The following is a 22,954-nucleotide window of genomic DNA, read 5'->3' on the forward strand; positions in this document are numbered from 1 at the left end:
GGGTGGGAAGAGAAAAATAAAACAGCTTTAGCACATAGGCACTAAAGCTGTTACAATCTTGTGTCTTTCCAAAAATTCACCTTGAGATGAGAAGAAGGATTATAGGGAAGAAGTTTGTATCCTTGTGACTGTAAATAATCAATTACTTTTGGCAGTATTTGTACGGTTACACTCGAATCATGCATTAAAATGACTTCGACTTGTTCATCACTTTGATTACGTACTCTTTCGAGTATGGCAGAAGGATTGTCATAGCTTTTCCAGTCGTATGTATCGATCGTCCAATCCCACATTTTATACTGGGCCGATACAAGTGCGTCACGGTAATTCTTTTTTAAGTAAGGCATACTACCATATGGAACGCGAACGAGATGTGTATTTAATTTCGTAACTTGCTGGACAATACTTTGTGTTTGTTCCATTTCTCCAATTAAAGTGGAAGGGTCACCAGTGTAAAGGCGTTTTACATCATGTGACATGCTATGGAGCCCGATATAATGTCCTTCTTTAATTAATCGTTGCATCGTTTTTCTGTAATGCGGCACTTTTCCGCCAATAACAAAGAAAGTTGCTTTTCCGTTCTTTTCTTTTAAGATGTTTAAAATTTGTGTAGTGTATTTGTTTGGCCCGTCATCAAATGTTAAGTACGCAATTTTTTGTGTAGGAGAAGTTGTTTCAGTATTTGGATGATATTCAGCAGGAATAACAGTTGTTGCTTCAGTATTAGATGATACGTACATAGTAATCGTTAAAAATAAAATAATACATTGAAATACTCGCTTGATCATAACATTCACCCTCAGTTTGACAATCAAGATGTAAAAAAGAAAACTTGATACTTTTCTTATTATGTATATCTTTCTCCAATAGAGGAACTCTCAAACAATCTATATTTTGGAAATATAAAATGAGAATAAAAAATAGCATCCTCTTATAAGAAAGAGGATGCTATTTGAATATTTCATAATTGAAAAGGCTATACTACAATTAGTCTTCGCGTTTTTTCACTTTTTTATAAAAGGAAATGATTGGTTTGTAGCGTTCATGTACAAGCCCGATTATTTCAGCGATGATTTCTGTGAAGAAAATCAAAGCGAAAAGAAGAATAATGGATAACCATAACGTTGCACTAGTGAAAATAATGGCATTTACACTAAAGAAAATACCGAATGCGTATATAATTAGTACCGTTTTGCGATGAGAGAATCCCATTGCAAGTAAGCGGTGATGTAAATGCGATTTATCTGGTGCTGAAATAGGTTTTTTATTTACGATACGACGGATGATTGCAAATATCGTATCAAATATAGGTACACCTAAAATGATAATTGGAACGATAAAACTGAATAACGTTACACTTTTGTATAATCCAAGTAACGATATAACAGAAATACAGTATCCTAAAAATAGTGCTCCTGTATCTCCCATGAAAATTTTTGCTGGATGGAAGTTGTAGAATAAAAATCCAATTGTACTTGCTAATATAATTAATGCAAGTGGCAAGATAATAGCTGTTCCAGTACCCCATGGGCTAGTGAAGGCCATATATGCTAGCGTTGCAAGTACGATAGATGAAATCCCAGCAGATAATCCATCTAAGCCGTCAATTAAGTTGATTGCATTCGTAATACCTACAAGCCAAAATACTGTAATTGGATAAGCAAGCCATCCAAGTTCAGTATCCCCAAGGAATGGGATATATAATACTTGCACTAATAATCCACTTTTTACAATCATAATGGCAACTAACAGTTGTCCACCGAATTTTACTCTCGCAGATAACTCGTACATATCATCTAAAATTCCGATGATTACAATGATAATCGCACCTAGCGTTATCGATAACATTCTTTGTTCATATAAGCCGCCGACAACAAATCCTACAGCTACACCAATAAATATTGCCAACCCGCCAAGACGTGGCATAATCTTTTGGTGCACTTTACGTGCGTTTGGCTTATCTGTCGCTCCTATTTTAAAAGCTAATTTAATAACTAAAGGAGTAACGACGAGTACAGTGATGAAAGATGCCAAAATGGCATAAATCACTTGTGAGTCCATTAATACCCCACCCTTTATAGTCTAACGTAATTTTTTTGAAAATATATTTATCTGAAAATTATGATGTTTATTTACAGGCTCATAACATATGGTATCACAAAAAGATTAGAATTCAATCTTTTTTTCTTTTTACGGTTAATGGAAGCGGATAGAATATATGACAATTGTATATAGAATGTTGAATCATATAAGAAGGTTAATCGTACTGGGCTTTGGAATGTAACATTTCCTCTTTTTCTTCAATAGTGAATACTTTTATTTCAGTATTATAAGTGTTGCACGTAGAAATGAGTAAGTTTCGTGTTAAAATGTGGGAATTTATCACGCGTGAACTGGCAGCCGGATTCTCACTGATTAAGTTTTACTTTATAGTGCATTTAATTTTACAAAAACTTTAAAAAAATAAGGGAAGTAATTCATATAATGAAGAAGGAAAAGGGTTTTCTCATTTTTAATATGAGAGGAGGAAGCACAGGAAGAGTTCTATATTTCATATCTTTTCTATTGTAAATTCCTGTGCGGAAAGGAAATGAAAATTACGATAGTAGGTACTGGATATGTTGGATTGATTACAGGAGTAGGATTGGCAAAATTAGGGCATTCAGTTACATGTTTTGATATAGATGATGAAAAAATTGAACGGATAAAACAAGGGGATTTACCTATTTATGAGGACAGATTACATGAATTAATAAATTATGCATATGAGAATAATGCTTTAACTTTTACATCAAATAAAGAAGAGGCATTTGATGATGTAGAGTTTATATTTATTGCAGTTGGAACACCACCTTTATTAGATGGGACGGCAGATTTAACGTATATTCAGAGTGCTTGTAACGATATTGGATTATATGCGACGAACGATATTATTGTTGTTACGAAAAGTACAGTTCCAGTAGGCACAAATGATGTAATGAAGGGATGGATTGAGGAGAAGTTAAAAGGGAGGCATACAGTACATATCGTATCGAATCCAGAGTTTTTGCGCGAGGGTTCAGGTATTTATGATTTCTTTCATGGAGATCGTATTGTAATTGGAGCGGATAGTAAGGAAGTAGCAAGAAGAGTAGAGAGTTTGTATAGTCAATTATGCTTAGAAACGTATGTTACAGATATTAAAAGTGCGGAGATGATTAAATACGCGTCGAACGCCTTTTTAGCTACAAAGATTAGTTTCATTAATGAAATTTCAAATATATGTGAGAAGGTAGGCGCGAATGTATTGGATGTTGCCAAAGGGATGGGAATGGATAAGAGAATCGGTGCATCTTTTTTAAATGCGGGCATTGGCTACGGAGGGTCGTGTTTTCCGAAAGATACGAAAGCACTGGTACAAATTGCGGGAAATGTTGCTCATGATTTTCGTTTGTTAAAAGCAGTTATTGAAGTAAATAATAAGCAACAGCTGCTATTGATTGAAAAAGCGAAAAAAGTTATGAACATGAATAAAAAGCGGATTGCAGTTCTTGGCGCATCCTTTAAACCGAATACGGATGATATTAGAGAGGCATCATCTCTTATTATAATAGAAGCATTAATTAATATAGGTGCAGATATTGTTCTTTATGACCCAAAAGCAATTCAATATGTAAAGAATATATTTGGAGATGCTATACAATATAGTAGATGTATAGATGAATCGATTAGAGATGCGAGTGCGGTTTTTATCGTAACAGAATGGGGAGATATTCAAACTTATCCGTTAGAAAAGTACGTACAACTTATGAGGGAGCCTATTTTATTTGATGGGAGAAATTGTTATACTGATGAAGATGTTAAGAAACAAAAGATAGATTATTACTCGGTGGGAAGAAAAAGTATTTGTAATAGAAAAGTTTCTGTTATGCGTTAAAAAGGGATGTACTCATGCATATTTTTATATGTCATAATAGAAGCTGTAATTAGTGAAAGAAAAGAGGCAATCACATGACTGAACGTTTAAAAGTAATGACAATTTTCGGGACACGTCCAGAAGCAATTAAAATGGCACCTCTTGTATTAGAGTTGCAAAAACACCCAGAAAAAATTGAATCGATTGTGACTGTAACAGCACAACATCGCCAAATGTTAGATCAAGTATTAAGTATCTTTGGAATTACGCCAGATTTCGATTTAAATATTATGAAAGACCGCCAAACTTTAATTGATGTTACAACGCGTGGTTTAGAAGGTTTGGATAAAGTAATGAAAGAAGCGAAGCCGGATATTGTACTTGTACATGGTGATACAACAACAACATTTATTGCAAGTTTAGCTGCTTTTTATAATCAAATTCCAGTAGGTCATGTTGAGGCGGGCCTTCGTACGTGGGATAAGTATTCTCCATACCCAGAAGAGATGAATCGTCAATTAACAGGTGTAATGGCGGATCTCCATTTCTCACCGACAGCAAAATCAGCAACGAACTTACAGAAGGAAAATAAAGATGAGTCACGTATTTTCATCACAGGAAATACAGCGATTGACGCGCTACAAACGACTGTAAAAGAAACATATAGTCATCCTGTACTAGAGAAACTTGGAAATGATCGTCTTGTACTTATGACAGCTCACCGCCGTGAAAACTTAGGTGAACCGATGCGTAATATGTTCCGTGCAATTAAGCGTCTTGTTGACAAACATGAAGATGTACAAGTTGTGTACCCTGTTCATATGAACCCTGTTGTTCGTGAAATAGCAAATGAAATTTTAGGTGAACATAACCGTATTCATTTAATTGAGCCGCTAGATGTAATTGATTTCCACAATGTTGCAGCTCGTTCATACTTAATGTTAACGGATTCTGGTGGTGTACAAGAAGAAGCTCCATCACTTGGTGTACCAGTTCTTGTTCTTCGTGATACAACAGAGCGCCCTGAAGGTATTGAAGCAGGTACGCTGAAATTAGCAGGAACAGACGAAGAGACAATCTTTGGTCTTGCTGATGAGCTGTTATCAGATAAAGAAGCTCATGATAAGATGGCGAAAGCATCTAACCCTTACGGTGATGGTCGTGCATCAGAGCGTATTGTAGAAGCGATTTTACAGCACTTTAATAAGTAAATAAAAAAGGCCCAATCGGATAGATTGGGCCTTTTTGTTACGGCTGATTGCGCATAATCCACTCTGCATGAGCATTTGTAGAAGGTGGCGGATCAGTTGGTGTTTTATTTTGGTTTGTTGCTTTTTTTGTTTGTTCGTTAGAATTAGAACTTGAATTTGAATCAGGATTTGAGTTGTTTTTTGTAGTTGGGTTTTTTGCTTTTTCTCCTAATTCTTTTTCAATTTCGTTACGCACCGTTTCTACACTGATTGGATCTGGAAGGAAGTAATAAATACCGCCTATCTTTTTGTCTTCGCCTTCAAGCTTTAACGTTTGCATTGTAGAAGGATCAAATCCAGAAAGTTTATTGTAAAGAGCAAGTCCGTCTGAAATAGGAATGTCGGTTTTTATATATTTTCCAACGACAGCTGTTAAATCTTTAATTTTAAATACAGTAGAGGTGGAGTTTAGTTTATGAGCAACAGCGGCCAGTAATTGTCTTTGTCTAGCAGCTCGACCATAATCGCCATTTGGATCTTGCTTTCGCATACGGACGTAAGCAAGTGCTTCTTCACCGTTTAAGTTTTGCTGTCCTTGCTTAAATTGAATTTTTTTGTAGTAATCCACGTCAGAGCGCTCCCAGAAATCGAAGGGTACGTCAACGGTAACGCCGCCAACAGCATCAACGATACCTTTAAAGCCTTGGAAATCAATTTTCAGATAATGGTCTACAGGAACTTTTAGAAAGCCTTCGACAGTTTTGATTGCCATTTCTTCTCCGCCGTAAGCATGGGCAGCGTTAATTTTGTCTTCCTTATTTTTGCCAACAATTTTAACTCGAGAATCACGAGGAATACTCATAAGTGAAATCTTTTGCGTTTTTGGATTGACTGTTGCGAACATTAATGAGTCTGTACGACCATTTTGACCATCTGTCGCATAATCTTCTATACCCATAATGAGAATTGTAAAAGGTTCCTTTGTAATTTCTACATCTTTGTTTCTTAAATCTGATTTTTCACGAGTAAAACCACTATACATCCCCATAAGAGAAGAGTAAGAATTTAACACATAAACTCCTATACTGCCAAATAAAAATGCGAAAATAAGGAAGAAGAAAAGTTTCCTTCTTCGCTTCTTTTTTATTCTGCTATTTTGGAGATGATAATAACGTTCTTCCATATATAATCTCCTTAGTTCGTTAGTTCATTTGTAGGGAAGTAATTCACTACATTAATCTTTGAAGGGGATAAATGGGTTATGCTTAGATAACATCTTGTTCTAAGTACAACATATCTCCTTCTGTAATTGTACATTTCCCGTTTGTTAATTCAATCATCCAATCTGTAAATGCTTGTTTGCCATCTTCTTCTACATACGTATCAAATGTGACATTTTCTAGATAATGTATATCTTTAATGGCATATTTTGAAGTGCGTAATTCATTTTCCACTTTGCCAAGTAATGTGTAATCAATCTCGGTTTGCATCACACGCATTAGTTTTCGCTGGACAACACCGACATGATTAATGCCTTCGCTTGTACACTTTCCATATGCACGAATTAATCCACCTGCGCCAAGTTTAATGCCACCAAAATAGCGTGTTACGACAACAACGGTATCTTTTAGTCCACGTTTTTTAAGTACCTCTAGCATTGGTACGCCAGCTGTACCGCTAGGCTCGCCGTCATCATTTGCTTTTTGAATATGATCTTGTTCGCCAATTAAATAAGCGGAACAATTATGTGTTGCATTCCAATGTTGTTTTTTATTTTTTGTATAAATTCTTGAGCCTCTTCCTCAGTCGTTGCTCGGCTAATATAACAAATAAATCTTGATTTTTGAATGACGATTTCGTGTTCGCCGTAGTCTTTGATTGTAAAATATTGTAATAGCACTTGTGTACGCCCCTATCTATCAAAATGACTAGTACTTTCCATTTTAAAAGCGAGCCTTTTTATATTCAAACATTTTTTCTAAATATGCTGAAGTTTTTGGTGAGTATTTTATCTTTTTGTTGTAATTTGTCGAGATGGTAGGTATAATTTCAACCGGCATTTTCATGTATGGATGCACCATTTGTAGTTTTCGTGTAAAATTAGGAAATAAAACTTTTTATAAGGCAGGTACGAAAATGAAAATAGCTATTGTTACTGATAGTACGGCATATATACCGAAGCAAATTCGTGATGAACTCAATATATATATGATTCCATTAAACGTTGTGTTTGGAACAGAATCTTATCAAGAAGAAGCTGAAATTTCAGCAGATGATTTTTATGTGAAAGTACGTGAACAAGAGGAACTTCCAAAAACTTCTCAACCAGCAATCGGAAAGTTTGTTGAGCTATATGAAGAACTAGCTAAAGATTATGATGCAGTTATTAGTATTCACCTATCAAGTGGAATTAGTGGTACATATCAAACATCAACGACAGCTGGACAGATGGTAGAGGGTATTGATGTATACACGTATGACTCTGAAATTAGTTGTGAAGTACAAGGATTTTATGTGCGTGAAGGTGCAAAGTTAGCAAGTGAAGGAAAGAACCCGAAAGAGATTATCGCTCGTTTTGATGAAATGAAGAAAACGATGGACGCCTATTTTGTAGTTGATGATTTACATCATTTACAACGTGGTGGTCGATTAAATAGCGCGCAAGCTTTCATCGGCAGTCTGTTACAAGTGAAGCCAGTTTTATATTTTAGAGATAAAATCATTATTCCGTTTGAAAAGATTCGTACACGTAAAAAAGCATTAAAACGTATCATTGAAATTTTTGATGAGCAAGCAAGTAAAGGTGTACCTATGGAAGCAGTTATCATTCATGCGCAACGTGAAGAAGAAGCGAATGAATGGAAGAAAGAATTAGAAGCAAAATATCCTCACGTCACAATTCGTACAGGTTATTTTGGAGCTGTAATTGGTACGCACTTAGGTGAAGGTGCATTAGGTCTTGGATGGTATACGAAGTAATAAAGATATAAAAGCTCTCTTTTTAAGAGGGTTTTTTTACGGGTATGTTACGTTTAGTTGACAAGTTAATATTTGGAAATGGTAAAATGTACGTAAAATAAAATAATGAGGAAAGTTTTATAACTTACTTTTTACAAGAAACTATATTATAATAGAAGAGAGGTGAAACATATGGAGCATAATTCTTGTTTATGTCCAAAGTTTGAGTCAGCTTTTACTCTGCTTAGTAAGAAGTGGACTGGCTTAATTATTAAATCTTTGCTTGAAGAGTCGAAACGTTTTAGAGAAATCGCAGATATTATCCCAAATATGAGCGATCGTATGTTGTCAGAGCGTTTAAAGGAATTGGAAAGCGAGGGCATTGTAGTTCGTAATGTCTATCCAGAAGTACCAGTTCGAATCGAGTATGGCTTAACTGACAAGGGAAAAGCGTTAGAAAGTGTTATGGATGAGGTCCAAAATTGGGCTGAGAAATGGATGAAGTAGTATTTCATTTGTATTCGTATATTTAATAAAACGTAAGGAATTCCTTACGTTTTTTCTTTGTTTATAGAAGTGAGAAAAGTATATAAATTTCTACAAATACATACAAAAATATACGCATTTTGCGCTAGAGCTACATATAATATTACATTTGTTTTACAAAAACGTAACATTAGCAAAAAAAATCCCGAATTATGGTATAAATTTTATAGGTTATATACGGAAAAAGAAAAAAGAAAGCGGTGTAAAAAATAAAATGAAAAAGCTAAAAATGGCATCTTGTGCATTAGTTGCAGGATTAATGTTTTCTGGGCTAACACCAAATGTATTTGCAGAAGATAAAATTTCTGACGTGAAATCACAAATTAACACACAAAATGACACTTTACATAAACAACAACAAGAACGTGATGAATTACAAAAGCAAATGAATGACTTAAACAAAACAATTCAAGGTTTAGATAAATCTGTTCAAGAGAATGCTGCAAAGCTTGATGAAACAATGAAAAAAGTTGCTGATACTGAGCAATTAATTGAAAAGAAAAATAAAGATATTGCAGAATTACAAACAAAGATTGCAAAACGTGAAGAGTTATTAAGAAAGCGTTTAGTTGCACTTCAAGAACAACCAAATACGAACGTTGTAACAGAAGTTCTTGTAAACTCTAAAAACGTTGCAGATTTAGTTGATCGTTTAACTTCTGTTTCTAAAATTCTTGAGTCTGATGAAGATATCATGAAAACACAACAAGAAGACCAAGCTAGTGTGAAAAAAGATGTTGCAACGGTAAAAGAAAAACAAAAAGAATTAAAAGAAGCACAAGCTCAAATTGAAACTGCTAAGAAAGAACTTGACGCTGAAAAAGAGAAAAAAGCAACAGCGGTAAACGATTTAAGCGGTAAAATGGATACAGTTGTAACTTCAATGACAAGTACGGAAGGTCAATTGAAAGAGCTTGAGAAACAAGCATTACAATTACAACGCATCGCCGAAGAAGAAGCACAAGCAAAAGCTGCACAAGAAGCTGCTGCTCAAAAACAAGCAGAGCAAGCTGCTAAAGCTGCGCAAGCTCAACCAGCACAAGCACCTGCAGAGCAAGCTGCACCGGCAAACAATGGTGGACAAGCTCAAAAAGAAGAGCCTAAAAAAGAAGCACCTAAAAAGGAAGAGCCTAAGAAAGAAGAGCCTAAAAAAGAAGCACCTAAACAAGAAGAGAAAAAACCAGCTCCAAATGTGGGTGGCGTAATTGGTAAAGCGCAAAGCTACTTAGGTTTACCATATGTTTGGGGAAGTGCATCTCCATCAAATGGTGGTTTTGACTGTAGTGGATTCATTTCTTACATCTTTGGTGTAGGTCGTCAAGACGTTGCAGGTTACTGGAACTCAGTTTCTAAAGTAGGTAGCCCACAACCAGGAGACTTAGTATTCTTCCAAGGTACTTATAAAGCAGGCCCATCTCACATCGGTATTTACGTTGGTAATGGCCAAATGATCCATGCTAGCGATAAAGGAATTGCGTACGGTGATATTAACAGTTCGTATAACAAAAAACATTTCTTAGGATACGGTCGATTCTAGGATTTATAAAAGAATAAAACATGTGTATAAAGTCGATAGCTTACTATTTTATAAGTAGGTTATCGGCTTTTTTAAGTTTTTACGAGATGATGAGAAAGGTTTATAGTAGTGCTGGAGGTGATTGTTGATGCTAGCGGGGAAACAGTTGCTATTAGAAGAACTTTCTTCAGATTTACAGAGGGAATTAAACGATTTGAAAAAGAAGGGAGAGATCGTATGTGTACAAGGTGTAAAAAAGAAGAATTCTAAATATATGTGCCAACGCTGCGGAAATGTAGATCGGCGGCTATTTGCGTCGTTTTTATGTAAAAGGTGCAGTAAAGTGTGCGCATATTGCCGGAAGTGTATAACGATGGGGAGAGTAAGTGAATGTGCTGTACTTGTTCGCGGGATTGCTGAAAGAAAGAGAGAAAAGAATTCAAATTTGTTACAGTGGAACGGGACGTTGTCTACTGGCCAGAATTTGGCGGCGCAAGGGGTTATAGAGGCTATTAAGCAAAAAGAATCATTTTTTATTTGGGCTGTATGCGGGGCTGGGAAAACAGAGATGTTGTTTTACGGAATTAACGAAGCGCTTCAAAAAGGAGAAAGAGTTTGTATCGCAACGCCGAGAACGGATGTTGTTCTGGAATTAGCGCCGAGATTGCAAGAAGTATTTCCATATATAAAGGTAGCGGCTTTATATGGAGGGAGTGTGGATAAAGAAAAAGATGCAGTACTAGTCGTTGCGACTACGCATCAATTATTACGTTATTATAGGGCGTTTCATGTCATGGTTGTAGATGAGATAGATGCGTTTCCATATTGTGCAGATCAAATGTTACAGTACGCGGTAAAACAAGCGATGAAAGAAAAAGCGGCGTGTATTTATTTAACTGCGACTCCAGATGAAACGTGGAAGCGAAAACTTAAACAAGGTAAACAAAAAGGTGTTATTGTTTCTGGACGATATCATCGTCATCCTTTGCCAGTTCCTTTATTTTGTTGGTGCGGGAATTGGAAAAAAAACCTCATTCATAAAAGAATTCCTCGAGTTTTACTACAGTGGTTACAAACATACTTAAATAAAAAATTCCCTATTTTTTTATTCGTCCCCCATGTGCGATATATAGAAGAAATAAGCTTGTTGTTAAAACCATTAAACAATCGAATTGAAGGTGTACATGCAGAAGATCCAGGGAGAAAAGAAAAAGTAGCGGCTTTCAGAAAGGGAGAAATCCCATTATTAGTTACAACGACAATTTTAGAGCGAGGCGTAACGGTGAAAAATTTGCAAGTTGCAGTTTTAGGGGCGGAAGAAGAAATATTTTCAGAAAGTGCGCTCGTACAAATTGCGGGCCGAGCAGGGCGGAGCTTTGAAGCACCGTATGGAGAGGTCATTTATTTTCACTATGGCAAGACAGAGGCGATGGTGCGCGCGAAAAAACATATTCAAGGTATGAATAAAAATGCGAAAGAACAAGGATTGATCGATTAATGCATTGTTTACTTTGTGATGAGTGTTTTGTAGAAAAGATTAGTTGGTACACTTTTTTTGTAAAGTGTCATAGAAAATATATATGTGATAGATGTGAGCAGAAACTTTCCTATATTATAGGAGAAATTTGCATGGAATGTGGGCGGCCTTTAGAATTTGTTCCTGCCTCATTTCAAGAAGACGGTATTTGTATAGATTGTATAAGGTGGATGAAAGAGGAGGAGTATCGTTCTTTTAAAAACCGTTCGTTATATATGTATGATGATGAGATGAAAGAAATAGTAGCGCAGTTTAAGTTTCGGGGGGATGCAGAGTTAGTGCACATTTTTTATCGTCCTTTTCGAAATTTATTTCAAAAGCATTTTGCCAATGTTTCAACTGTTATCGCTGTTCCGCTTAGTAAGGAAAGGGAAATTGAACGTGGTTTTAATCAAGCTGAGCTATTAGCAACTTGTTTGCCTGTCAAAATTTCTTATCCATCATTAAGAAGAAGGGAAACAGAAAAGCAAAGTAAGAAGACACGTAAAGAAAGGGTGTCAGGAAGCAATCCTTTTTATTTTCAGGGAGAAGAGATGTTTTCTGGGCAACATATTTTACTCGTTGATGACGTGTATACGACAGGGATTACAGTTAGGCAAATCGGAAGTTTGTTATATGAAAGAGGGGCAAGAGAAGTATCTAGTTTGACACTTTGTAGAAGTTAATATGGCAGTGTCGAAAGGGATAATAAAAAGGCGATAAGTCTTCTTTGACTTCATATGTTGTCATTCGTTATAGTCAAAATATGGGGCGAATGCCCTGATTTTTAGAGTGAAGGGAATGGAATGAACATGCAAGGAAGAGTGAAATGGTTCAATGCAGAAAAGGGATTTGGGTTTATTGAGCGTGAAGATGGTGACGATGTATTTGTCCATTTTTCTGCTATTCAACAAGATGGATATAAGTCATTAGAAGAAGGGCAACAAGTAGAGTTTGACATTGTAGATGGAGCACGTGGACCACAAGCAGCTAATGTTGTGAAACTGTAGGGGATATTGTTTTTGGAAGAGAAAGCTGCGTTTGTGGCAACGTTATATATATGTAGTAGAACCTCTTGTTTTTCGCAAGGGGTTTTTGTTATAGGGTAAGTTGTCAAAAAGTTGTTTCTTTTCTGTAACGAATTGTCCACAGAAACATTCGTTATTCACGATGTTAATAGGATAAAATAAAGATAGAAACGATGCATCTTTTCATTTCAACAAAAAACGATAAAAAAATTGCAATTCTACTAATTTTTTTAAAAAAGTTAGAAGGAGTTTTTAAGCCAATGTCGAAATTATAATACATAGGCTTGAAAGGAGGAATTCATCTATGAAATTCAACATTCGTGGTGAAAATATTGAAGTAACTCCAGCATTAAAGGAATATGTAGAGAAAAAACTAAGTAAGTTAGAGCGTTATTTTGATACATTCCCAGAGATTAAAGTTAATTTAAAAGTATACTCTGACAAGCAACGTGTCGAGGTAACAATACCATTTACTGATTTATTACTTCGTGCAGAAGAAACTAATAGCGATATGTACGCTGCTATCGATTTAGTAGTTGATAAAATTGAGCGACAAATTCGTAAACATAAAACAAAAGTAAATCGTAAGTTACGTGAGAAAGGTTCTATGAAAACGAACTTTATCCTTCCAGAAGCAGTAGCTGTTTTGGATGAGGTAGAAGAAGATGAATTAGAACTTGTACGTACAAAACGATTCGATTTAAAACCGATGGACGTTGAAGAGGCAATCCTACAAATGGATATGCTAGGACATAATTTCTTCGTCTTCACAAATGCTGATACAAACGAAACTAATGTTGTATATGGCCGTAAAGATGGGAAATACGGTTTAATCGAAACTAAATAATAATTCGAAAGCGCAGCCGAAATGGCTGCGCTTTTTTTGTATTTTTCGCAGCAAGGTTAAAAAAGTTTTATAAGTAGCCGATTTCATTAAGAAATGATTTTTAGGCGGTATTTCCTCAAAACAGCAGGAGAAAATTCGAAATTTAGAGAGGTGAGTTACTCTTTATTATTTGGAACAAGCATAGGAATATAGCTACCTTTACAAGTAATTCTTTGCTAGGGATATAGTATTGTTTTTAAAAATTTAACGAAATGTTCGCAAGTGTAAAAGTAATATTAAATATTCTGAAATCCATTGAAGGTGTGTTGAGGTGTTGTTACCATAATATTGTATTATATTGATTTCGTTCCTTCAGTGGAAAAATACAATCAATATAATGCTACAAATTATCGGAGGTGCTTTTAGTGGGAATTAAGAAAAAAAGTCGTTTTATGTTTGGATCTGTTTTATCGTTAGGTATTTTAGCTAGTACTTTCGCTTTAACCGAACCGGCTAAGGCTAGTACAAGGGATGACCATGTGAATTTTACCTTTAGACTTTGGAGTCCATATGATTATACTAATGCACGTCCTAAAGAGACGCCTACCTCTATGTATATGCGTGTGAAGAGCAGTGAGAAGGGCGGAGGTTCTTTCAATGTTTGGACAGAAGCAGATAAAAATAAAAATGCAGAAGATAGAAAATGGGTAAATGTTTCAGGTAAGCATGAAGGAACAGTGATACCAGGTAGAACATATCTTTTTCAAAATTATGCATATGAAAACCATGGGAAAAATGTGCCTGTGAGATTTGGTGGTTATTCTAGAGAAAATAATGCTTATCCTACTGCTTGGAGTCCTGATAGTGTAAGACCTAGTGGACCTTACATTGAATATTGATTTAGAAATTATAAATTGAAATTATTTATTTTATAGTGCTAGAAAAAGTCGTATGGTTTCAAATCCGGATTATACGACTTTTCCTGCTATTTCATTTTTAAAATAGGAGGAGCTGTAATGAGGTTTATTTCAAAATATATTTTAGTTTGTTTTTTTATATTGAGTATTAGTTTCTTAGTTTCTTGTCAAAAGAAAGTAGATGAACCTATTGTACATATTGAAGATACTTTAACGGAAAAAGATAATTTGAAAAGTATTGAATTAAAAGGAATTAACAAAAATACTATTTTTGAACAAGTGTTTTTGGAAAGTGAAAATGGTGATGATTTCTTTCAAGGACAAATAGAAAAAAATGATAGTTTAATAGAGGATAAGCTTTCAAATAAAAAATTGAAATTAGGAGTTATACCAGAAAATTATTATGTTTTTTTGACGGGTGTTACGAATAAGAAAAAACCAACGTATCTCTTGGGACGGATTGAACAAACTGATGGAGAAGTAATTCAGTGGAAACAAGAAGTTAAGAGTGTAAAAAGAAAAGGCACAAATGATGTTTATCAGTATGAAGTTGAGTTTCCTAAATTTGAAGGAGAGAGAGCAAATGTTTCTTTTCGTTACATTTGGTTAAATAAAGAAAAGAAATGTTATGGTGTTGCGGATCAATTGTTCATATTAAAAAAGATTTAAATTTAATGGTTTATGGAGGAGCTATAGATGAGTTACTTTTTAGGAAGGATTTTAAAAGGTAGGATGTTTTGGTTGTCTTTATTTATTATGTTAGTAATTGTTATTGCTCAATATATTGCTATGTTTGTGACAACTAAAGGATTTAACGATGCTGGGATTATAAAGGTATCCCCATATTTATCTAATATTTTATATTTTAATAGATTATCGTTTTATAGTGAGTTTTATTTACTTATATTTCCTATGCTTTCCGCAATGGCTGTAGCAGGGATTTATAGAATTGATAAAAATTATGGATTTATTTATCCTGTTATTTCTAAGATGGGAACATGTTATTATTTTAAGCTGCTTTATTTTATTAATTTTATTGTATCTTTTTTTATTATAAGTGTCCCTTTACTATTTAATTTTTATTTATATGTGATGACTTATCCAACAGTTGCTCCGCATCCAATATTAAATTATATGGCTTCTACTGTTTCGCCAACAGCTCAATTTCATATAGTTTATTATAAGTACCCTACTTTATATTTTCTAATGTATGTATTTTTAAATGGTTTATACGGTGCGGTTTTTTCGAGTTTAGCTTTATCAGTTTCGTTTTTTATAAAACGAGTTTATTTTATTTATTTAGTTCCATTTATTTTACATATTTTTTGGCTTGGTATTGGAAAAGGGATTCTCAATCCTAAAGATTATTTAATTAAAGATTTTGGCTTTTTTGAATTACAAATTTTTCTTAGTGTACTGTTATGTATTTGGTTTTGTTCTGTAGTTCTTTATTTACGGGGGAGTAGGAAGCATGTTCTTTTATAATGTTATGAAAGAAACTATAAGGATGAAATATGTTTGGTTAAGTATTCTTTTTGTACTTAATGTTAGTATCATTGGTTGCTTGTTCAATTATTTTGAACCCGGAATTGTAAAAGAGAAAATGAACGAATTGGAAGCTTTGTATAAGGTTATGTCGTTGTATAATTTGTCGACTATATTTATTCCTTTAACAATTGTTTTTTCTGTATATTCTATGTCGAACTTTTTTAGTATTTATGTTGTTTACAGAGTGAATAATGCATTGAAATTAGTTTCTATATATTATTTAAAACTATTCGTTTTTGTTTACTTTTTTGCTGGGAGTATGATTTTACAGTTGTTTTTGATGTCAACTATGATGGCTGTAACTAGTGTTGATGTAAATTATCCATTATTATTTTGCATTCAATTATTTGCGAGTGTTTTTATATGTATGATAAGTGCTTTATTGCAATTATTTTTACCTAGTTTACTTGTAATAATATGTATGATTACTGCTGTTTTATTAGATAGATTTATATTACATGGATTTTTATTTACAAATGCTTTTTATATAAATGTCTTTGAAGATGCTACTGGTTTATTTATACGCTTATTTGGCTGTTTTTTTATCTTTTTATAAGTGTATGGATTTTATCTAAAAAAAGTTATATTTCTATGAATGATGAGACAGAGGTGGTCTAGTTTACATTATGATCTTATATTATTTGTTAAAAAGAGATTTATATGTAAGGTTTCGAGATTCCATCAAGATAATGGTTTTTTTATTCTTAATTTACGCTATTATTGCAATTGCCTTTTTATACAATCAGCCTCTTAGTAATGGTAAAGAATCTGTATTAGTAGATGTTACCTTTTATCGATTTTTTCATGGAGTAGATTTTGTGGATTTATCTTATTTTTATAAGGAGGGGCGATTTTCTATCCCTTTTTATTGGATATTCTTTCAAATCACTCCTTTGTTGCTTGTAGGGAATTTTGCTTTTTCAGATATTCAACAGAATGGTGTTTATTTATTTCCTCGTGTTAAGAAGAAGCATTTCCTGTGGTTAACGAAAATATTATCTTTGTTTTTTTATATAATTATTATTTGGATTGGTATGTATTTTATTTGGTTTAGCGCTTACTATTTGCTTTCTTTAGGCGAGTATAATTTTTTAAATTTATATAGTCAATTTCCTTATAAGATATTAGGTACTATGCTAATTCAAATAATTATAAGCTTTTTATTAGCTTTGATTTTTGAGTTTTTAACTTTTTATATACCGATAACTATTGTTTTTGTACTAATGTTGTTGTACCTATTTTTGTCTATTTTCTTTCATAGTATTTATTTTTTAGGCTCTTTTGTTATGCCAAATCGTTGGTATTTTGTTGATCACAGTTCAATTCAATTGACTTTAGGTAATAATCAATCTATTCAATATAATGATTTACTTTTAATAGGAGTAGTAATTGTTGTTGTAATGATTTTATTAGGTAGTTTTTGTTTTAAAAAACTAGATGTGATAGGTGAATAATTTATGGACAATTATATTAAATGTGAATGTATGACGAAAAGATTAAAAGGAAATATTGTGTTAGATAATATTAGTTTGTCAGTAAAAAAAGGCGAATTTTTAGTTTTGAAGGGGCATAATGGCTCTGGTAAAACGATGATTTTACGCGCTATATCAGGGTTAATGCGCTTGAATTCTGGAGTTGTTTATATAGATAATGAAATAATTGGAAAACAAAAGCAATTTCCTGATTCTATGGGAATATTGATTGAATATCCAAGTTTTATTCCAGGGTATACTGGTTTTCAGAATTTGAAATTTTTATCATCGATTAACAATAAAATCTCCGATGAGGAGATTTATAATATTATTCAAAGGGTTGGACTTGATAAAACAGATAAGAGAAAGTATAAAAGATACTCTTTAGGTATGAAACAACGTTTAGGGATAGCGCAAGCTTTAATGGAACAACCAAAATTACTGTTATTAGACGAGCCAACTAATGCTTTAGATAGTGATGGGATAAAAGATGTTTTAGATATTTTGAAAGTAGAAAAAGCCAAGGGAACGACTATTGTTGTAGCCAGTCATGATGTGCATGTTCTAGATAATGAAATGGTAGATCGTATTGTACATGTTAATAATGGAAAGTTGGTAGATTAAGAGTGACGAGAAAACATATCTTAATAAGTATTGGATTGTGTCTGTTGCTATGTATATTTGCTAGTTTATTAAGATTTAAAACATTAAATCTTAATAATGAATCTTATAAAGTGGTAAAAGATGAGTTTTTATCTAATAGAACTTTTGAAGATGGGCAAGGAGTTACGTTTCATGCACTCAATCCTCTTGATCCTACAAAAGTTTATGATCCCTATGAAGACCGTGAAGTAGTGACGTATGTTTTACCTTTAGATATTACAAATACAACAAATCGAGATATTAACTTGCTTAGTAATAAGTCTATTTCCGATACAATGTTTTATTCTAAAATAGGTGAGTTTTATAATTTAATCCCTTATTCAATGGAATTACCTAAAAAATATCAGTTTGATCCTGTAATACCTGCTGGTAAAACAGTACGAGGGTATATAGGGACAAATTATTTTATAGGAGATGACCCTTATAAAAATTATAAAAACTTTTCAAATGAATCAACTAAAGTGAAATTCATTTCTTGTATAAAAGATAAGGAAGGGAAATATCATGAATTAGAAATACCGATAAATTAATAAAATTTATGATTGATACAGCTATATTTTAATGGTGTTTGTAGATCTTGCAACATAACAATATCTTTTAAAGTCGGAGTTTTTTTGTAGGTGTAAGTATCTATGGATGCTGCACCTGCAAAGTTTCCGGCTTTTTGTAATTGTTGATTTAGATTTTATTAAGGAACTTCTGGTAGTCATATTCTTTAAAAGGAAACTTGAAAGAATATGACTTAGATTTAATACGAAATTTGTAACGTGAAATTGAAATAGCGAGACAGAGAAAAGGAACGTAACAAATGAAATAAAAACTTTTTTTGAATATAAGGCCCGACATCTTGCCGATTGTTGTCATAGTTATAAGACAAGTGTTACAATTATCATTAGGTATATACATTTTAGTTTTTTTAATTAGGAGAAAAATTGGCATAACATACATTTGATTTTTATAACGACTGATTGTAATAGAGAAAAAGAAAAACAATCGGAAGTTTTATTTTAATAAAAAGAGGAGCGTATTTCCTATGATCGGTATTTTAAAAAAGGTGTTTGATGTAAATCAACGCCAAATTAAACGTATGCAAAAGACAGTTGAGCAAATTGATGCATTAGAGTCATCTATTAAGCCACTAACTGATGAACAATTAAAAGGAAAGACGCTTGAATTTAAAGAACGTCTAACAAAAGGTGAAACAGTAGATGATCTACTACCTGAAGCTTTCGCGGTTGTTCGCGAAGCGGCAACTCGTGTTCTTGGAATGCGTCCATATGGCGTACAGTTAATGGGTGGTATTGCCTTACATGAAGGGAATATTTCTGAGATGAAAACGGGTGAAGGTAAAACGTTAACATCTACATTACCTGTATATTTAAATGCTTTAACAGGAAAAGGTGTTCATGTTGTTACAGTCAATGAATATTTAGCACAACGTGATGCGAGCGAAATGGGACAACTTCATGAGTTCCTTGGCTTAACGGTAGGGATTAACTTAAATAGTATGTCACGCGAAGAGAAACAAGAGGCTTATGCTGCTGATATTACGTATAGCACAAATAATGAGCTTGGATTCGATTACTTACGTGATAACATGGTTTTATATAAAGAGCAGTGCGTTCAACGTCCACTTCACTTTGCTATTATCGATGAAGTCGATTCTATTTTAGTCGATGAAGCACGTACGCCGCTTATTATTTCAGGACAAGCTCAAAAATCAACAGAGCTATACATGTTTGCAAATGCATTTGTTCGTACGTTAGAAAATGAAAAAGATTATTCATTTGATGTGAAAACGAAAAATGTAATGCTAACAGAAGATGGTATTACGAAAGCAGAGAAAGCTTTCCATATTGAAAACTTATTCGATTTAAAACATGTAGCACTTCTTCACCATATTAATCAGGGACTTCGTGCACACGTTGTTATGCACCGTGATACAGATTATGTTGTACAAGAAGGCGAAATCGTAATTGTAGACCAATTCACTGGTCGTCTTATGAAAGGTCGTCGTTATAGCGAAGGATTACACCAAGCGATTGAAGCAAAAGAAGGTGTAGAAATTCAAAATGAAAGCATGACGCTTGCAACAATTACATTCCAGAACTACTTCCGTATGTATGAAAAATTATCTGGTATGACTGGTACAGCGAAAACAGAGGAAGAGGAATTCCGTAACATTTACAATATGAACGTTATTGTAATTCCGACCAACAAACCGATTATTCGTGATGATCGTGCCGATTTAATCTTTAAATCAATGGAAGGTAAGTTCAATGCTGTTGTTGAGGATATTGTAAATCGTCATAAAAAAGGACAACCTGTTCTTGTAGGTACAGTTGCAATTGAAACTTCAGAGCTTATTTCAAAAATGTTAACGCGTAAAGGTGTACGTCATAACATCTTAAATGCGAAAAACCATGCTCGTGAAGCAGATATCATTGCAGAGGCTGGTATGAAAGGTGCTGTAACAATCGCGACGAACATGGCAGGTCGTGGTACAGATATTAAGCTTGGAGACGATGTGAAAAACGTTGGTTTAGCAGTTATCGGTACAGAGCGTCACGAAAGTCGTCGTATTGATAATCAGTTACGTGGTCGTGCTGGTCGTCAAGGGGACCCTGGTGTTACGCAGTTCTACTTATCGATGGAAGATGAATTAATGCGCCGATTTGGTTCAGATAATATGAAAGCAATGATGGACCGCCTTGGTATGGATGATTCTCAGCCGATTGAAAGTAAAATGGTTTCTCGTGCGGTAGAATCTGCACAAAAACGTGTTGAAGGAAATAACTATGATGCACGTAAGCAGTTACTGCAATATGATGATGTACTTCGTCAACAACGTGAAGTTATTTACAAACAGCGTCAAGAGGTAATGGAGTCTGACAACTTACGCGGCATTATTGAAGGTATGATGAAATCTACAGTAGAACGTGCTGTTGCCCTTCATACACAAGAGGAAATTGAAGAAGATTGGAACATTAAAGGTCTTGTTGACTACTTAAATACAAACCTTCTTCAAGACGGAGATGTAAAAGAAGAAGAATTACGTCGCCTTGCTCCTGAGGAAATGAGCGAACCGATTATCGCGAAATTAATAGAGCGATACAATGAAAAAGAAAAGCTTATGCCAGAAGAGCAAATGCGTGAGTTTGAGAAGGTTGTTGTATTCCGCGTTGTAGATACGAAATGGACAGAGCATATTGATGCGATGGATCACCTTCGTGAAGGTATTCATTTACGTGCTTACGGTCAAATCGATCCACTTCGTGAGTACCAAATGGAAGGGTTCGCGATGTTCGAGTCAATGGTTGCCTCTATTGAAGAGGAAATTTCTCGTTACATTATGAAAGCTGAAATTGAACAAAACTTAGAACGTCAAGAAGTTGTTCAAGGTGAAGCTGTTCATCCTTCTAGCGATGGCGAAGAAGCAAAGAAAAAGCCAGTTGTAAAAGGTGACCAAGTGGGCCGCAACGATTTATGTAAATGTGGTAGCGGTAAAAAATATAAAAACTGCTGTGGTATCGTTCAGTAATATAGGACGGTAGCTTTGGCTGTTTTGCAAACTTTTATATCAAAAATGTATAATTAAGAAGGATTAAACTCTCTCCGTAATAAGTGGAGAGAGTTTCCCTTGTTTTCATACGAAAGTAACAGCAATTACATAGAGGTGAAGGAAATGGAATTAGTAGAAATTAGACAGGAATTAGAGAAAATGGCTAAGCGATTAGCGGCTTTTAGGGGGTCTCTTTGACCTCCCTACTAAGGAGAAACAAATTGCAGAATTAGAAGAAAAAATGATGGGCGCAGGATTTTGGGATGACCAACAAGGCGCGCAAGCTGTAATTAATGAAGCGAATGCGTTAAAAGATATGGTTGGAAAGTTCCGTCAGTTAGATGAGACGTTCGAAAATTTAGAAATCACGCATGAGCTTTTAAAAGAAGAGTATGATGAAGATTTACATGAGGAATTAGAATCAGAAGTAAAAGGCTTAATTCAAGAAATGAATGAGTATGAGCTTCAGTTACTATTAAGTGATCCTTATGATAAAAATAATGCGATTTTAGAATTACATCCAGGTGCAGGTGGAACTGAGTCACAAGACTGGGGTTCTATGTTATTACGTATGTACACACGCTGGGCTGAAAAACGCGGATTCAAAGTAGAAACGGTTGATTATTTACCAGGTGATGAAGCTGGTATTAAGAGTGTAACTTTATTAATTAAAGGTCATAACGCTTACGGTTACTTAAAAGCAGAGAAAGGTGTACATCGTCTTGTACGTATTTCACCATTCGATTCTTCAGGGCGCCGTCATACATCGTTCGTATCTTGTGAAGTTGTACCAGAGTTCAATGATGAAGTTGAAATCGAAGTACGTACAGAAGACTTAAAAATTGATACGTACCGAGCAAGTGGAGCTGGTGGGCAGCACGTAAATACGACAGATTCAGCAGTTCGTATTACACATACACCGACAAATACGGTTGTAACATGTCAGTCGGAGCGTTCTCAAATTAAAAACCGTGAGCATGCGATGAAAATGTTAAAAGCGAAATTATATCAAAAGAAACTAGAAGAGCAACAAGTAGAATTAGATGAAATTCGCGGAGAGCAAAAAGAAATCGGATGGGGTAGCCAAATCCGTTCTTACGTATTCCACCCGTATTCTCTTGTAAAAGACCATCGTACAAATACGGAGGTTGGTAACGTACAAGCTGTTATGGATGGAGAGATTGATCCATTTATTGATGCTTACTTACGTTCTCGCATCTAATAAGCGTAAAAAAAGCCAACGAAATTGTTGGCGCATGCTGAGGACAATAGAGGATATAAAGAATTTGATTCTATTTTTATAGATGAAGTAAAGAG

At 34.3% G+C, this 22,954-nt stretch carries 20 protein-coding genes and 2 pseudogenes; 18 read left to right on the top strand and 4 right to left on the bottom strand.

Annotation, left to right across the window (positions count from 1 at the left end; translation table 11 throughout):
- Window positions 1–50: 50 nt before the first annotated feature.
- Window positions 51–788 carry a polysaccharide deacetylase family protein gene (locus HMPREF1014_RS22165; RefSeq protein ID WP_000597151.1) on the bottom strand — a complete coding sequence of 246 codons (738 nt, stop codon included), beginning with the start codon at window positions 786–788 and terminating at the stop codon, window positions 51–53.
- Window positions 789–987: 199 nt separating this feature from the next.
- A complete protein-coding gene (tagO, locus tag HMPREF1014_RS22170) occupies window positions 988–2,061 on the bottom strand; it encodes a UDP-N-acetylglucosamine--undecaprenyl-phosphate N-acetylglucosaminephosphotransferase TagO (RefSeq protein WP_000378319.1) in 1,074 nt (357 codons plus the stop codon).
- 529 nt (window positions 2,062–2,590) lie between these two features.
- Between tagO and HMPREF1014_RS22175 the strand changes: the two genes are divergently transcribed.
- Together HMPREF1014_RS22175 and wecB are read left to right on the top strand one after the other, a co-directional pair.
- The gene (locus HMPREF1014_RS22175; protein WP_000704921.1) at window positions 2,591–3,916 is read left to right on the top strand and encodes a UDP-glucose dehydrogenase family protein; all 1,326 of its coding nucleotides are present in this window, start codon (window positions 2,591–2,593) and stop codon (window positions 3,914–3,916) included.
- A 74-nt stretch (window positions 3,917–3,990) separates the two neighbouring features.
- On the top strand, window positions 3,991–5,106 hold the full coding sequence (gene wecB, locus HMPREF1014_RS22180) for a non-hydrolyzing UDP-N-acetylglucosamine 2-epimerase (protein WP_000140145.1): 1,116 nt from the start codon (window positions 3,991–3,993) through the stop codon (window positions 5,104–5,106).
- A gap of 37 nt (window positions 5,107–5,143) precedes the next feature.
- On the opposite strand, the gene HMPREF1014_RS22185 is transcribed toward wecB, so the two are convergent.
- The gene (locus HMPREF1014_RS22185; RefSeq protein ID WP_000392796.1) at window positions 5,144–6,268 is read right to left on the bottom strand and encodes an LCP family protein; all 1,125 of its coding nucleotides are present in this window, start codon (window positions 6,266–6,268) and stop codon (window positions 5,144–5,146) included.
- Window positions 6,269–6,350: 82 nt separating this feature from the next.
- Window positions 6,351–6,985, bottom strand: a pseudogene (locus HMPREF1014_RS22190) (YigZ family protein).
- A gap of 236 nt (window positions 6,986–7,221) precedes the next feature.
- Between HMPREF1014_RS22190 and HMPREF1014_RS22195 the strand changes: the two are divergent.
- The 16 genes and pseudogenes from HMPREF1014_RS22195 to prfB all read left to right on the top strand — a co-directional run bounded on the left by HMPREF1014_RS22195 (window position 7,222) and on the right by prfB (window position 22,859).
- Window positions 7,222–8,064 (top strand): DegV family protein, encoded by an 843-nt coding sequence (locus tag HMPREF1014_RS22195; RefSeq protein ID WP_000684725.1) that lies wholly within the window; start codon window positions 7,222–7,224, stop codon window positions 8,062–8,064.
- Window positions 8,065–8,235: 171 nt separating this feature from the next.
- Complete coding sequence (locus HMPREF1014_RS22200; RefSeq protein WP_000400857.1) at window positions 8,236–8,550, top strand: winged helix-turn-helix transcriptional regulator; 315 nt, start codon at window positions 8,236–8,238, stop codon at window positions 8,548–8,550.
- A 148-nt stretch (window positions 8,551–8,698) separates the two neighbouring features.
- Window positions 8,699–10,126 carry a C40 family peptidase gene (locus tag HMPREF1014_RS22205; RefSeq protein ID WP_000499466.1) on the top strand — a complete coding sequence of 476 codons (1,428 nt, stop codon included), beginning with the start codon at window positions 8,699–8,701 and terminating at the stop codon, window positions 10,124–10,126.
- 127 nt (window positions 10,127–10,253) lie between these two features.
- On the top strand, window positions 10,254–11,603 hold the full coding sequence (comFA, locus tag HMPREF1014_RS22210) for an ATP-dependent helicase ComFA (RefSeq protein WP_000879426.1): 1,350 nt from the start codon (window positions 10,254–10,256) through the stop codon (window positions 11,601–11,603).
- Window positions 11,603–12,307: a ComFC family protein gene (locus tag HMPREF1014_RS22215; RefSeq protein WP_033685746.1), complete on the top strand. Its 705-nt coding sequence runs from the start codon at window positions 11,603–11,605 to the stop codon at window positions 12,305–12,307. The genes comFA and HMPREF1014_RS22215 overlap by 1 nt, the downstream gene beginning before the upstream one ends.
- A gap of 126 nt (window positions 12,308–12,433) precedes the next feature.
- Window positions 12,434–12,631, top strand: coding sequence for a cold shock protein CspC (cspC, locus tag HMPREF1014_RS22220; protein ID WP_001990088.1), 198 nt, complete (start codon window positions 12,434–12,436; stop codon window positions 12,629–12,631).
- Window positions 12,632–12,953: 322 nt separating this feature from the next.
- Window positions 12,954–13,496: a ribosome hibernation-promoting factor, HPF/YfiA family gene (gene hpf / locus HMPREF1014_RS22225; RefSeq protein WP_000671186.1), complete on the top strand. Its 543-nt coding sequence runs from the start codon at window positions 12,954–12,956 to the stop codon at window positions 13,494–13,496.
- A 404-nt stretch (window positions 13,497–13,900) separates the two neighbouring features.
- On the top strand, window positions 13,901–14,374 hold the full coding sequence (locus tag HMPREF1014_RS22230; protein WP_000511548.1) for a DUF2712 domain-containing protein: 474 nt from the start codon (window positions 13,901–13,903) through the stop codon (window positions 14,372–14,374).
- Between the two features lie 117 nt (window positions 14,375–14,491).
- Window positions 14,492–15,061 (top strand): hypothetical protein, encoded by a 570-nt coding sequence (locus HMPREF1014_RS22235; RefSeq protein WP_001211058.1) that lies wholly within the window; start codon window positions 14,492–14,494, stop codon window positions 15,059–15,061.
- A gap of 27 nt (window positions 15,062–15,088) precedes the next feature.
- Window positions 15,089–15,877 carry a hypothetical protein gene (locus tag HMPREF1014_RS22240; protein ID WP_000120044.1) on the top strand — a complete coding sequence of 263 codons (789 nt, stop codon included), beginning with the start codon at window positions 15,089–15,091 and terminating at the stop codon, window positions 15,875–15,877.
- Window positions 15,864–16,558 (top strand): annotated as a pseudogene (locus tag HMPREF1014_RS22245) (hypothetical protein). The gene HMPREF1014_RS22240 and the pseudogene HMPREF1014_RS22245 overlap by 14 nt, the downstream one beginning before the upstream one ends.
- A 71-nt stretch (window positions 16,559–16,629) precedes the next feature.
- The gene (locus HMPREF1014_RS22250; RefSeq protein WP_033667451.1) at window positions 16,630–17,394 is read left to right on the top strand and encodes a hypothetical protein; all 765 of its coding nucleotides are present in this window, start codon (window positions 16,630–16,632) and stop codon (window positions 17,392–17,394) included.
- Window positions 17,395–17,397: 3 nt separating this feature from the next.
- Window positions 17,398–18,036 carry an ATP-binding cassette domain-containing protein gene (locus HMPREF1014_RS22255; RefSeq protein ID WP_000371027.1) on the top strand — a complete coding sequence of 213 codons (639 nt, stop codon included), beginning with the start codon at window positions 17,398–17,400 and terminating at the stop codon, window positions 18,034–18,036.
- Window positions 18,037–18,077: 41 nt separating this feature from the next.
- The gene (locus tag HMPREF1014_RS22260) at window positions 18,078–18,605 is read left to right on the top strand and encodes a hypothetical protein (protein WP_033671094.1); all 528 of its coding nucleotides are present in this window, start codon (window positions 18,078–18,080) and stop codon (window positions 18,603–18,605) included.
- Between the two features lie 503 nt (window positions 18,606–19,108).
- Window positions 19,109–21,616, top strand: a complete 2,508-nt coding sequence (secA, locus tag HMPREF1014_RS22265) for a preprotein translocase subunit SecA (RefSeq protein ID WP_000579387.1) — start codon at window positions 19,109–19,111, stop codon at window positions 21,614–21,616.
- Between the two features lie 144 nt (window positions 21,617–21,760).
- Window positions 21,761–22,859 (top strand): peptide chain release factor 2 gene (prfB, locus tag HMPREF1014_RS22270; protein WP_157466031.1). Its coding sequence is split into 2 segments (ribosomal slippage): window positions 21,761–21,832 and window positions 21,834–22,859, totalling 1,098 coding nucleotides; the frame shifts between segments, so codons are not numbered across the junction.
- Window positions 22,860–22,954 lie beyond the last annotated feature (95 nt).

The organism is Bacillus sp. 7_6_55CFAA_CT2 (assembly GCF_000238655.1).
In the GTDB taxonomy this organism is placed as follows: Bacteria; Bacillota; Bacilli; order Bacillales; family Bacillaceae_G; genus Bacillus_A; species Bacillus_A cereus.